Source organism: Maribacter sp. (genome assembly GCF_039974175.1).
Classification (GTDB): domain Bacteria; phylum Bacteroidota; class Bacteroidia; order Flavobacteriales; family Flavobacteriaceae; genus Maribacter_C.
In genome coordinates, this window is sequence record NZ_JBDWJN010000003.1 from 595,234 (window position 1) to 608,375 (window position 13,142).

Here is a 13,142-nt window from a genome sequence, read left to right on the forward strand (position 1 = left end):
TGTTTTTTTATGGAAAATATACTTTTTGATGCTATTGTAGTAGGCACCGGAATCAGCGGTGGCTGGGCCGCCAAAGAACTCTGTGAAAACGGATTGAAAACCTTGGTATTGGAACGAGGTCGCATGGTCAAGCATATAGAAGATTACCCTACCATGAATAAAGACAATTGGGACTTCCCCTTGGGAGGCCAACTGTCATTAAAAGAAAAACGGAAGTTTCATACTTCAAATCGCAAATGGGCCCCTGGTGAAGACAATGCACACTTCTTTGTGAACGCAGTGGATCACCCGTATCAAGAAACCAAGCCGTTTGCATGGATGCGTGGTTATCACGTTGGCGGGCGCTCCATTACTTGGGGAAGGCAATCGTATCGCTGGAGTGATATCGATTTTGAGGCCAATCGCAAAGATGGTCATGGTATCGACTGGCCAGTGCGATACAGTGACATTTCGCCCTGGTATGATAAGGTGGAGAAATACATCGGCGTAAATGGTGAAAAACTGGGTTTGAAACAACTTCCCGATGGGGAATTTTTACCTCCAATGCAATTGAATTGTGTAGAAAAAGACCTTCAGCAAACAATGAAAACGGAGTTTGATGACGGCCGTTTGTTGACCATTGGTCGCAGTGCAAACTTGACCGGTGTCGTCGCAGACCAAGAAGGTAGAACACTTTGTCAGTATCGAAATAGATGTAGTAGAGGCTGTCCTTTCGGGGGGTATTTTAGTAGTAATTCCTCTACACTACCAGCTGCGGAACGAACGGGAAATATGACACTTCGAGCCAATTCAATAGTTCATGAAGTTATTTATGACGCGGCTTCGAAAAAAGCGACTGGTGTTCGGGTGATTGACGCAGAAACTCATGAAAAATTGGAATTCAAAGCAAAGGTAATATTCCTTTGCGCATCGGCTATGGCGTCAGTAGGTATTTTGCTGCAGTCTCAAAGTGAACGTTTTCCAGATGGCTTGGGTAATGATTCGGGCACTCTGGGCAAAGGCATAATGGATCACCACTTTCAGGCGGGAGCCAGTGCTGATGTAAAGGGGTATTTAAACAACTATTATAAAGGAAGAAGGCCTAATGGATACTATATCCCTAGATTTGTCAATCTTGACCAAAAGACGAAGCGCACATCATATGTAAGAGGTTTTGGTTATCAAGGAGGAGCAAGTAGAAGCGATTGGTCGCTGGCGATTGCGGAAGCTTCCCACGGAAAAAATTTAAAGGACGCTATTTTAAAACCGGGTACTTGGAGGATTGGAATGACCGGTTTCGGCGAGGTTTTACCCTATGATGAAAATGTTGTTCGACTTAGTAAAGCCAAGAAAGACCAATGGGGGTTGCCGTTACTTGATTTTGATGTTGAATACAAAGAGAACGAAATAAAGATGCGTCAAGATATGGTCGATGAAGCTATAGCCATCTTTGAAAGTGCTGGGTTTGAAAATGTGAGGGGATATGATAATCGAAACGGGCCTGGCAGCGCCATACATGAAATGGGTGGTGCCAGAATGGGACACAGTTCGAAAAATTCTATCGTCAATAGACACAATCAAGTTCATGCCGTACCCAATGTTTATGTAACCGATGGCGCTTTCATGACCTCATCGAGCTGTGTCAACCCTTCGTTAACCTATATGGCTTTTACAGCAAGGGCTGCGAACCATGCAGCAGAACAATTCAAATTAGGACAGTTTTCCTAAAAAAGCTTCTTATATTTAGCAATAAAACCAGGTAGAAATTAACAATATTAACCAACCACCATACGTTTACCTTTCATGGACAACGCTTCAGCAAATAACATGTGGGGAGATTATCTAAAAAATCACCTCGAGGATGTCTTTCACGAACCCCCAAAAGTATATCATTTTTGCGACAACGAGGCCGATGCCAATACCTGTGCGAAATTGGTTAAGAAAGGTATTAAAAAAGCTACTTCAGATTCTTTGCTAGGGCTTCAATACCGAAATGAACCACTTCCAAAAATAGGAGATTTTGCTATAATTACCGATTGGGAAGGAAAGGCGCAGTGTATCATCGAAATCACCAAAGTAACACTCAAACCCTACTTCAGTATTGATGAAAAATACGCGCTATTAGAAGGTGAAGGTGACAAATCATTAGCGTATTGGAAAAAAGTACATTGGGACTACTATACCCGTGAACTTGAAGAATTTGATCGTGTACCACGTGATAGCATGATCATCGTCTGTCAGGAGTTTGAAAAAGTATTTCAGCGTTAAAGAAAATAGATATTATGCAATAAAAAAGCCGCTTCCGCGGCCTTTTTAATATGCACTATTTGACTGTCATTTCATCATTTTCACCCAAGTATTTTTTTTCTTGTGTGATTCAACCGTCGCCTCGATAAAGTTCATACCACGTACACCATCTTCCATGGTTGGGAATTCACCCTCATTATACCGCTTTCCGCGGATAGCTTTTGCGGCTCCTAAATAGATGTTCGCCATAGAATCAAAAATACCTTCGGGATGACCTGCCGGAAGTTTTGTACCATCCAAAGAGAGTTTAGTGTTATAGGCATGACCCGGCTTGAATACCTGCATCGGTTGCGTGTCGCTCTTCATATACAAGAAATTAGGATTTTCCTGTTCCCAATGGAAAGAAGCTTTTGCTCCATATATTGAGATCGCCAAACCATTCTCATCTCCTGTTGCTACTTGACTTCCACGAATAACGCCTTTTACATGATCATCCATGCGAATAAGCACGGTGCCATCTACATCCATCTTATTGTCCTTATACAAATAATTGAAATCGCATAGTAACGATTTCACCTTGAGCCCTGTTGTGTATTCAACCATATTAAAGGCATGCACTCCGATATCTCCCATACAGGAACTTATACCAGCTTTTTTGGGGTCTAAACGCCAAACTGTTGAGCGTTTTTTCTTATCGTGTATTATCTCATTGATCCACCCCTGGTAATACTTAGCATCTACCTTGTGAATTTTTCCTAAAGCACCTTTTTTAATCATCTCACGCATTTGACGTACCATCGGATAACCCGTGTACGTATGCGTTAAAGCAAAAACCTTTCCCGATTTTTTGTGGGCTTTTTGCAGAACTTTAGCCTCTTCTAAAGTCGTGGTCATTGGCTTTTCACAAATGACATGAAAGCCATTGTCTAACAGTTTTTTCGCCATGGGAAAATGCAAGAAATTCGGGGTCAAAACTGAACATACCTGAATGCGTTCATTTTCAGGGAGTTTCAGCTCTTCTTCCACCATCGTATCGAAGTCTGTATAAATACGATTTAAAGGAACATCTATTTCCCTTGCAAACGCTTTGTTGGCTTTGAAATCTGGATTGAAACATCCGCCTACAATTTCATAGTTATCATTGATATGAGCTGCAACGCGGTGCAAAACTCCAATAAGGGAATCTCCCCCTCCTCCTAATACTCCTAATCTTATTTTCTTTGGCATGAACTAAAATATTAATGTTATGTATTTCCTAAAAACCTATGAATATATAAAATATCTAAGATTCGTAGTCGATTTTTTCATTTTTGAACAAAAGAGCAAACAAAAGTAACACTACAAGTGAAAAGCCTGCAGGATATAGCCATATGGTTTCCCAACTATGACCTCCTTCGGTAATAAGGTAGCTGTCTGTTATTTTTCCAGCGATCCAAAATCCAATCAACATTCCTATACCATAGGTCGCCAGCGTAATTAATCCTTGAGCAGCGCTTTTGTAAGTTGAACCTGCCTTGGTATCTGTATAAATCTGTCCGGAAACAAAGAAAAAATCATAGCAAATTCCGTGCAAGGCAATTCCCCCTAATAAGAGAAATGTAAGTTCCCCTGCATTTCCATATGCAAAAAGCAGGTAGCGAAGCCCCCAAGCAAACATGGCTACTAAAATAGTGTTCTTAAACCCAAATTTTTTGAAGAAAAAGGGCAGTAATAACATGAATAGCAATTCTGAGATTTGACCGACGGTCATTTTACCAGCCGGATTTTCTAGTCCGACCTCCCCTAAAAACTGTCCTGTATGTTGATAGTAAAATGCCAAGGGAATACAAATCAATACCGAGGCCAGAAAAAAGGTGAAGAAGTTCCTATCTTTTAGAAGTCTAAGAGCTTCCAACCCAAGAATTTCAGAAAGGGTCACTTTCTTTGATCGATCAACTCGTGGAGGTGTCTTGGGCAAAGTAAAGCTAAACATTCCTAAAACGACAGATGATATCGCGGCCATTAAAAAGGTATTTCTTAGAATTCCATCTGTCATTCCAGTTTGAGAGTCCCACCCGAAAAAACTAATCAGCAAACCAGCGACTATCCAACCCAATGTTCCAAATACACGAACAAACGAAAATTCTTTAGCCGGATCTTTCATTTGATTAAAGGAAACCGAATTTACCAAAGCCAAGGTAGACATATACATAATCATGTAGGCGAGCAAATAGGGATAGAAAACACTAAAATCTGATGCCGTATAGAGCAAATACATCAGTACTCCTCCTAGCAAATGCAGCACGCCGAGAATACGTTCTGCATTGAAGTAGCGATCAGCGATCAATCCTATAAAAAAGGGTGCGAGAATCGCTCCCCAAGATTGGGTAGAATAAGCAAGAGAAATTTCAACCCCGCTGCTATTCAGCGAATTTGGAAGATAAATGCCCATGGTTACAAACCAACTTCCCCAAATAAAGAATTCTAAGAACATCATCACAGAAAGCTGTGCTCGCACTCTAGAATTCATAGCGAATAGATTTAACGTTTATAGAATACGTAATCAAGTTGAAGCGGTTCGAGTCCATTCTTTCTGAAATCTATTGCTATTTGACCACGATGATGCGTTGAGTGATTGATAATATGAAATAGCATATCCTGTACGGTGTTGGTAAACAATCTACCCTCGTCATTTTCATAGTCGATGCGTTTCTCAAAGTCATCTGTAGTGGTGGTAATTTCGAAAGAACTTCTTTGGTTCTCATAATGAATATCACCCCATTCTCTTATGCTATGAATCTGATTAGCTTCGTATTCTGGTGCCTTTCCACTCAATACGGCGTTCCATCTGTGATGTACGTTCAGAACGTGACTAAAAAGTTCAATACTCTTTTCCGGCGTGTTATCTATCGCCGAACAGGTTTCGATAAGCTTCTTATTACAATAAAAATTGTAATCGAATAATTGGTTGAAAAAGATTTTCACGTACTGAATTAAGTTTATTTTGTTGGATACTAGCTAAGTTCTTTGGCCACTTTTAACATTAAATCTTTTGTTGCCTTTATTCCTGCTTCTTCATTGAGAATACTCCCTTCGTATTCAACACCTATAAAACCTGTATAGCCTGCATCTTTTACCATCTGCATCATTTTCACATAATCGATGCCTATTGCGTTTCCTTCATCATCAAAGTCATTTGATTTGGCACTAACTGCCTTTGCGTAAGGCATCAGTTCGGCAACGCCTTTATATTTATCATACTCCAGATTACAAGTCCAGTCTTCATTTCTTGTAATACAGAAGTTACCAAAATCAGGTAAAGTGCCACAGTTGTCTAAATCAACCGCTTTCATTACGGCTGCATGCAAAGCGCCGTTTGATGATAAGCCTCCGTGATTCTCTACCAAGACATTGATATTCTTGGTTTTTGCATAAGTTGAAAGTTTGGTAAGTCCGTCAATGGCGCTTGCTTGCCATTCTTCGGGAACCATACTCCCATTGAGATTTACCCGTATGGCATGACATCCCATGGCTGCTGCCGCGTCAACCCATTTCTTATGTTTTTCTACCGTTTCATTTCGTTCTGCTTCATCATTAACAGCCAGATTACCCTGCCCGTCAATCATGATCAAAACATTCTCCATACCATGCTTTTTAGCTTCAGTATTTGATTTTTCAACGAATGCGGCCATCGCCTCATCTGAATAATTCGCATCGGAAAGCTCTGGGTTATATAATTGACTCACGTATTCCAATCCCGTAAAACCCCAGTTCTTTGCCTTTTCCGCAAATGTGTATGGGTCAACACCATCCTCGCGAATCATTTTATGAATCGACCATTGCGCAAGCGAAAGCTGAAAAAAAGGCGCTGTAACTTTTTCTACACTACTTGCCGCTTCGGTACTTGTAGTCTCTGTTTTTTTATTTTCTTTACAGGCGTACATTCCTAAAAGAGATACCGCGAATCCTGCTTGCGAACTATTGCGGATAAAATTTCTACGTTTCATTGGTGTTGATTTTATAGCCTTTATGGCCAGATTAAATTTTTGTTGTTTTCAATGGGAACACTTAACTATCAAGGGGTTAACATTTTACTCATGATTTTTAGATTTTATGTCATTGCGAATTGTGCAACATATTATCACAAAACACCCTATTTTAAGCAACAAGATTAGTTTTTAAAAGTAGAAAATTAATTTTTAATTTAATAAATTTAGCGACTAAACAATTCGGTGCATGAGTAAATTCTATTACAATGAAGAACAAGAATCGTATGATGCGATTGTTGTAGGTACGGGAATCAGCGGAGGCTGGGCGGCTAAGGAGTTATGTGAAAATGGTTTGAAGACCCTAGTTTTAGAGCGAGGGCGTATGGTAAAACATCGTGATGATTACGAGACAGCAAATAAGGATCCTTGGGATTTTCCCAACGCAGGTCGGCCATCCCAGGAGATGATTGCCAAACAAGAAAAACAAAATAGAACAGGTTATACTACCAATGCCGCAAGTCATATGTGGTTTGTCAATGACTTAGACCACCCCTATAATGAAACCCAGCGTTTTGATTGGATGCGCGGCTATCATGTTGGAGGTCGCTCCTTGCAATGGGGGCGTCATAGCTATCGCTGGAGCGAAATAGATTTTGAAGCCAATTTAAATGATGGGCACGGAGTAGATTGGCCTGTGCGCTACAAAGATATTGCGCCTTGGTATGACAAAGTTGAGTCTTATATAGGAGTGACAGGTGAGCTGTTAGGATTACCACAATTGCCAGACGGTCAATTTGAACCCGCCTTAGAACTCAATTGTGTTGAAGAACACGTTCGTGAAAAAATAGCCGAAAACTTTGATGGGCGCGTAATGACTTCAGGTCGTGTTGCACATATCAATAGTGATAAGCAGTTCGATGGAGACGGAAGAACCAGATGCCAGTATAGAAACCGTTGTATTCGCGGTTGCCCATTCGGAGCATATTTCAGTAGCTTATCATCAACCTTACCTGCTGCTGAAGCAACTGGTAATATGACGCTGCGACCCGACTCTATTGTGCACGAAGTACTCTATGACCCCGATACAAAAAGAGCAACAGGAGTTAAGGTAATCGACCGCCTTACTAAAGAAACTTTTGAGTTTAAGGCAAAGGTGATTTTCCTTTGCGCTTCAGCAATTGCCTCTACTTCTATATTAATGCAATCAAAATCGGATCGTTTTCCTAACGGAATGGGGAATGATTCAGACCAGTTAGGTCGCAATATTATGGATCACCATTTGGGTGTGGGCGCAGCCGGAAAATTTGATGGCTTTGCTGATAAATATTACAAAGGAAGAAGACCTGGCGGAATATATTTACCACGATTCAGAAACCTCGGTGGTAAAACCAACAGAACCGATTACAAACGGGGGTTTGGTTATCAAGGTGGTGCAGGAAGGGGCAACTGGGAGGAAACCATTGCAGAACTGTCACATGGAGCAGAACTCAAAGAGGCCATTCTAAAGCCTGGCGGTTGGACCTTCGGTATGGGTGGCTTTGGTGAAGTTTTACCCTATGAGGACAATCGCTTCACTTTAGATTATAATCAATTAGATCAATGGGGATTACCAACGGTGACCTTCGATGCAGGCTTCAAGGAAAATGAGTTGAACATGCGGAAAGACATGATGGAATCTGCAGTAGATATGTTGACCAAAGCCGGAATGAGAGATGTGGAGCCATTCGACAGAGAAACTGCATTAGGTTTGGGTATTCACGAAATGGGAACTGCCCGAATGGGTCGAAACAGAAAAACTTCGGTACTTGACGGTAATAACGCCTTGCACGATGTGCCCAATGTCTATGTAACCGATGGCTCGTTTATGACCTCGGCGAGTTGTGTTAACCCGTCATTGACATATATGGCGTTTACCGCCAGAGCTGCGAACCACGCGGCTAAAGAACTTAAAAAAGGAAACATATAATGGATAGAAGAAAAGCACTTAAAAATATGGGGCTTGCTATGGGATACACCGTAGCTACCCCTACTCTTGTGAGCATCATGCAAAGCTGCCAAGGTGGAACCGTGATGGAATGGACCCCAGATTTCTTCACCAAGCAACAAGGAGCAGTCCTTACCAAATTGGTAGATATCATTCTTCCTAAAACAGATACTCCTTCCGCGTCGGAGGTACAGGTAAATCTTTTTATAGATCGCTTTATTAATGAGGTGGTCGAGGAAGAGCAACAGGGATTTATCAAAATGATAACGGATCGTTTTATGACCAAGGCAGCAAGCGACTCGGGTAACGAAAACATTGCTGATATTAGTTTGGAAGCACTTGAAAAAACATTAGCATCTGCTCTCAAGGTTTCCAAAGAAGAAGAAGCGAAAAACGGGGAAGCGGTTGAAACTTACATGATGGCTGTAGCCGAAGGCAAGGAAGCAGTGCTTGACGACAATGTCGCCTGCAATGCTTTTGCTAGTAACCTGAGAAATATGACCATAATGGGTTATAAAACCTCGGAGTACATAGGAGAAGAGGTATTGAACTATTTACCTGTACCGGGTGCTTATGTTGCATGCGGTGATGTACAAGAATTAAGTGGAGGAAAAGCTTGGTCACTCTAAAACCTTTCGCATGAAAAGAAGGAGCTTTATACAAAAAACAGCCCTATCTAGCGGAGCAATCTCGTTGGGTGGGGCTTTTTCATACGCGTCGAACGCAACACAACCCATACAACATCAGTTCAATCTGAAATATGCGCCCCACTTGGGCATGTTTAAACATCATGCAGGCGATGACCCTATTGATCAGTTGAATTTTATGGCTGATCAAGGATTTACTGCCTTTGAGGATAATGGCATGATGAAACGCGATGTTGCGTTACAGTCAAAAATGGCCGAAACTATGGAAAAGCGTGGTATGACCATGGGTGTTTTTGTAGTAGACAAAGGGGGCAATATGGCCAATACGCTAGCTGCGGGCAAACAAGAATTTATCGATATTTTTTTAGATGGATGCAAGAGAGCCGTAGAGGTGGCCAAACGTGTCAATGCGAAATGGATGACCGTTGTGCCCGGAGGATATGAAAGAAAGCTGCCTATAGGCGTTCAAGACGCTAACGTAATCGAAGCTTTGAAGAGAGGCGCTGAAATTTTCGAACCCCATGGTCTTGTAATGGTGCTTGAACCTCTTTCAGACTCCCCCGATCTTTATTTGCAAAATTCTGATCAGACCTATATGATTTGCAAGGGTGTAGATAGCCCATCGTGCAAAATATTATATGACATCTATCATTTGCAAAAAACCGAAGGTCACTTAATTCATAATATGGGACTTACTTGGGACGAAATCGCCTATATACAAATTGGTGATAACCCTGGCCGAAAAGAACCTACAACCGGGGAAATCAATTATAAAAACGTCTTTAAATGGATTCATGAAAAAGGCTTTACCGGCGTTTTGGGTATGGAACACGGTAACTCCAAAGAAGGCAAAGCCGGGGAGCAAGCCGTAATTGATGCGTACAAGCACGAAGATAATTTCAAGTAAGCTAACTCATCAGGATAATTCATTTATATGACAAAAGCTTTCCAAAGAAAAACTATCGGTAAACGGTAACTAATAGCGCAGTTCATCGGATAATTTCACGGCCAAATGCAGTTCATCGAAAAAATTGACTCTTTTCGATATACTACACAATAGCGATATAAGATTTCACTTACATAGCCCGTTCTTGATACATGAATCCGACCCCATATCTTTACGCAATCGTAGGCTACTTCGTTTTAATGCTTCTTTCTAAGATAGCATATACGTACTTTGTTGCCCAAAGAAAAACTGGAAAAGCAATTCGACTGAATTGGAACTTCAACCTGGTGCAATTAAGACAAACCATAATGAGTGTTTGGTTGTAGTGGTATTTCGCTCAAACACGCTTTTAGTTCGGTTTTTTTAATTGTTTTATGCTTCAAGTAGGCCATTTAGCCTAGTGTTTTTACGATTTAACGATTTTTTAGGTCTAAATTTGTAATTTCCGAAATCTTTTTACGTTAAATTACCGTATATAACTTATACAGAAGTTTCGGGCATGGACAAATATTATATCATATTACTTATTTACGTAGTAGCGTATGCTTTTTCTAGAGTCGTGCGCCCTTATGTTGAAAAATAAGTAATCATCTTAGTTTCTTATATGCATCTTAAATTTTTTAGGATGTATTTTTTTTGGCTTTTTTTTAATAGCCCTCCAACAAATTTGCTGTATTAGTTATACTTTAAAGAAAGAAAACCCGACAATAGCTAAAATAACTATTGTCGGGTTTTAATACTTAATTCAAAGCTCGCTCAACAGCCCACTTCCTTGGCAAGAACGCTATTAAAATATGCTGTTTAAGATCCGCACATTAGACAATCGTCATCTGCTTGTCCTTCTTTAGCACGCGCAATCATTTCCTTCATTTCAGCAGGCGACATGGGCTGAATATCAGTTTCTGGTTGGGTAGCCACTACCGGTGTCGTTTCTACTTGTATTGCACTTGCTTCAGCGGCTGAGGGTGGCGTAGCTGCTGCAACTTCCGCTTCGGCAGCTACACTTGTTGGTATTTCCTTCTTCTTTGTATTGTCTAAGGTGAACTTAATCGCATCTACTGCGGCTTTTGTTCTCAAGTAGTACATACCTGTTTTTAAACCACTCTTCCACGCGTAGAAATGCATAGAAGTCAATTTAGAGTAGTTGGCATTTTCCATGAACAAATTCAATGATTGACTTTGATCAATGAAATACCCTCTTTGTCTAGACATGTCAATAATGTCTTTCATACTTAATTCCCAAACAGTTTTGTACAACTCTCTTATATCTGCGGGAATAGTTTCAATATGCTGAATAGATCCATTGGCACGCATCAGTTCCTGCTTCATATTTTCGTTCCATAGGCCAAGTGATACAAGGTCTTCCAATAGGTGTTTGTTCACTACTATGAATTCACCCGAAAGTACACGTCTGGTATAAATATTAGAAGTGTAGGGCTCAAAACATTCATTATTTCCAAGTATTTGAGAAGTCGATGCCGTCGGCATAGGCGCAACCAATAAGGAGTTACGCACCCCATTTTTCTTGACTTGCTTACGCAGCTTTCCCCAGTCCCATCGGCCAGATAATTCCTCGTCTTTAATATTCCAAAGATTGTGTTGGAAATCACCTTGTGAAATTGGTGAACCTTCATAAGAGGAGTATGTGCCTTCTTCTTGAGCTGCTTCCATAGAAGCAGTGACCGCAGCAAAATACAAGGTTTCAAATATCTCTTGATTTAGTTTCTTAGCAGCATCACTCGTAAAAGGCAAACGCAACATGATAAAAGCATCGGCTAATCCCTGCACACCTAATCCGATAGGTCTGTGTCGCATGTTTGAATTTTCAGCCTCTTTTACAGGATAATAGTTTCTATCGATTACCTTATTCAAGTTTTTGGTAACACGTTTGGTGACCTTAAACAATTCTTTGTGATCAAACTCCCCGTTCTTTATGAACATGGGCAAAGCAATTGATGCCAGATTACATACGGCGATCTCATCAGGAGAAGTATACTCCATGATTTCAGTACATAAATTCGAAGAACGAATGGTTCCTAGATTTTTCTGGTTACTCTTACGGTTAGCGGCATCTTTGTACAGCATATATGGTGTACCTGTCTCGATTTGAGACTCTAATATTTTTTCCCAAAGTTCACGGGCTTTAACCGTCTTACGCCCTTTTCCTTCAGCTTCGTATTGCAAATATAATTTTTCGAACTCCTCGCTGTGACTCGTAAATAGACCTGGGCATTCGTTCGGACACATTAAGGTCCAATCTCCATTACCTTCGACTCGTTTCATGAACAAATCGGAGATCCACATTGCATAGAACAAATCACGTGCGCGCATTTCTTCCTTGCCATGGTTCTTTTTCAAATCTAAAAACTCATAGATATCAGCATGCCATGGCTCCATATAAATGGCAAAACTGCCTTTACGCTTTCCACCGCCCTGATCAACATATCTAGCAGTATCGTTGAAAACACGAAGCATCGGCACGATTCCATTTGAGGTTCCGTTGGTACCTGAAATGTATGATCCTGTAGCACGAATGTTATGAATAGACAAACCTATACCACCCGCAGACTGTGAAATCTTAGCAGTACTTTTTAAGGTGTCATATATACCGTCGATACTGTCATCTTTCATTGCCAATAAAAAGCAAGAAGACATTTGTGGTTTTGGAGTACCTGAGTTAAAAAGTGTTGGCGTAGCGTGCGTAAAATACTTTTTCGACATCAGCTCATAGGTTTCTATAGCCGCATCTAAATCGTCTAAATGTATACCGATAGAAACACGCATCAACATATGTTGTGGGCGTTCTGCAATCTTTCCGTTCAATTTTAAAAGATACGAACGCTCTAAGGTTTTAAAACCGAAATAATCGTAGCCAAAATCACGGTTATAAATTATAGTGGAATCTAGTTTCTCTGAATTCTCTTTAATGACCTTGAAAACCTCATCAGAAAGCAATGGTGCTTTTTTTCCTGTTCTTGGATTTACATACAAGTACAAATCTTCCATGGTTTCCGAGAAAGACTTCTTGGTGTTCTTATGTAGATTTGAAACCGAAATACGAGCTGCTAACTTTGCATAGTCGGGGTGCGTTGTAGTCATCGTCGCAGCAATCTCCGCCGCTAAATTGTCTAATTCAGAGGTGGTAACTCCGTCATATAAACCTTCGATAACGCGCATTGCGACTTTTAGGGGATCTACCAGCCCGTTAAGGCCGTAGCATAATTTTCGAACTCGAGCTGTGATCTTATCGAACATGATCAGCTCTTTTCTTCCGTCTCTTTTTACTACATACATGTGGCTACTGTTGTTTTTTAATGGTTAATACTGTTGGTCAATGAAGCCCACGTGATTTTGCCGAATTCGGTTCAGCA

At 40.7% G+C, this 13,142-nt stretch carries 10 protein-coding genes; 5 read left to right on the forward strand and 5 right to left on the reverse strand.

Going from position 1 to position 13,142, the window contains the following annotated elements:
* Positions 1–9: 9 nt before the first annotated feature.
* On the forward strand, positions 10–1,707 hold the full coding sequence (locus tag ABJN95_RS03685; protein ID WP_348368647.1) for a GMC family oxidoreductase: 1,698 nt from the start codon (positions 10–12) through the stop codon (positions 1,705–1,707).
* Between the two features lie 75 nt (positions 1,708–1,782).
* A complete protein-coding gene (locus ABJN95_RS03690) occupies positions 1,783–2,247 on the forward strand; it encodes an ASCH domain-containing protein (protein WP_348368648.1) in 465 nt (154 codons plus the stop codon).
* Between the two features lie 66 nt (positions 2,248–2,313).
* On the opposite strand, the gene ABJN95_RS03695 is transcribed toward ABJN95_RS03690, so the two are convergent.
* From ABJN95_RS03695 to ABJN95_RS03710, 4 genes are read right to left on the reverse strand one after another with little or no spacing between them, the layout of a single operon-like run.
* On the reverse strand, positions 2,314–3,453 hold the full coding sequence (locus tag ABJN95_RS03695; RefSeq protein WP_348368649.1) for a Gfo/Idh/MocA family oxidoreductase: 1,140 nt from the start codon (positions 3,451–3,453) through the stop codon (positions 2,314–2,316).
* Between the two features lie 55 nt (positions 3,454–3,508).
* Positions 3,509–4,735 carry an MFS transporter gene (locus tag ABJN95_RS03700; protein ID WP_348368650.1) on the reverse strand — a complete coding sequence of 409 codons (1,227 nt, stop codon included), beginning with the start codon at positions 4,733–4,735 and terminating at the stop codon, positions 3,509–3,511.
* Positions 4,736–4,746: 11 nt separating this feature from the next.
* Positions 4,747–5,190, reverse strand: coding sequence for a DinB family protein (locus ABJN95_RS03705; protein ID WP_348368651.1), 444 nt, complete (start codon positions 5,188–5,190; stop codon positions 4,747–4,749).
* Between the two features lie 29 nt (positions 5,191–5,219).
* Positions 5,220–6,212: a sugar phosphate isomerase/epimerase family protein gene (locus tag ABJN95_RS03710; protein ID WP_348368652.1), complete on the reverse strand. Its 993-nt coding sequence runs from the start codon at positions 6,210–6,212 to the stop codon at positions 5,220–5,222.
* A gap of 229 nt (positions 6,213–6,441) precedes the next feature.
* Between ABJN95_RS03710 and ABJN95_RS03715 the strand changes: the two genes are divergently transcribed.
* Genes ABJN95_RS03715 through ABJN95_RS03725 form a run of 3 tightly spaced genes read left to right on the forward strand, consistent with a single transcriptional unit; the run spans position 6,442 to position 9,732 of the window.
* Positions 6,442–8,160: a GMC family oxidoreductase gene (locus tag ABJN95_RS03715; protein WP_348368653.1), complete on the forward strand. Its 1,719-nt coding sequence runs from the start codon at positions 6,442–6,444 to the stop codon at positions 8,158–8,160.
* A complete protein-coding gene (locus ABJN95_RS03720) occupies positions 8,160–8,807 on the forward strand; it encodes a gluconate 2-dehydrogenase subunit 3 family protein (RefSeq protein ID WP_348368654.1) in 648 nt (215 codons plus the stop codon). Before ABJN95_RS03715 ends, ABJN95_RS03720 begins: the two co-directional genes overlap by 1 nt.
* Before the next feature lie 10 nt (positions 8,808–8,817).
* A complete protein-coding gene (locus ABJN95_RS03725; protein WP_348368655.1) occupies positions 8,818–9,732 on the forward strand; it encodes a TIM barrel protein in 915 nt (304 codons plus the stop codon).
* A gap of 840 nt (positions 9,733–10,572) precedes the next feature.
* On the opposite strand, the gene ABJN95_RS03730 is transcribed toward ABJN95_RS03725, so the two are convergent.
* Complete coding sequence (locus ABJN95_RS03730; protein WP_348368656.1) at positions 10,573–13,065, reverse strand: ribonucleoside-diphosphate reductase subunit alpha; 2,493 nt, start codon at positions 13,063–13,065, stop codon at positions 10,573–10,575.
* Positions 13,066–13,142: the final 77 nt, after the last annotated feature.

Excerpts from the sequence above, each read along its gene's own strand:
- ABJN95_RS03685 (WP_348368647.1), top strand. The coding sequence starts at position 10 with ATGGAAAATATACTTTTTGATGCTATTGTAGTAGGCACCGGAATCAGC.
- ABJN95_RS03690 (WP_348368648.1), top strand. The coding sequence starts at position 1,783 with ATGGACAACGCTTCAGCAAATAACATGTGGGGAGATTATCTAAAAAAT.
- ABJN95_RS03695 (WP_348368649.1), bottom strand. The coding sequence starts at position 3,453 with ATGCCAAAGAAAATAAGATTAGGAGTATTAGGAGGAGGGGGAGATTCC.
- ABJN95_RS03700 (WP_348368650.1), bottom strand. The coding sequence starts at position 4,735 with ATGAATTCTAGAGTGCGAGCACAGCTTTCTGTGATGATGTTCTTAGAA.
- ABJN95_RS03710 (WP_348368652.1), bottom strand. The coding sequence starts at position 6,212 with ATGAAACGTAGAAATTTTATCCGCAATAGTTCGCAAGCAGGATTCGCG.
- ABJN95_RS03715 (WP_348368653.1), top strand. The coding sequence starts at position 6,442 with ATGAGTAAATTCTATTACAATGAAGAACAAGAATCGTATGATGCGATT.
- ABJN95_RS03720 (WP_348368654.1), top strand. The coding sequence starts at position 8,160 with ATGGATAGAAGAAAAGCACTTAAAAATATGGGGCTTGCTATGGGATAC.
- ABJN95_RS03725 (WP_348368655.1), top strand. The coding sequence starts at position 8,818 with ATGAAAAGAAGGAGCTTTATACAAAAAACAGCCCTATCTAGCGGAGCA.
- ABJN95_RS03730 (WP_348368656.1), bottom strand. The coding sequence starts at position 13,065 with ATGTATGTAGTAAAAAGAGACGGAAGAAAAGAGCTGATCATGTTCGAT.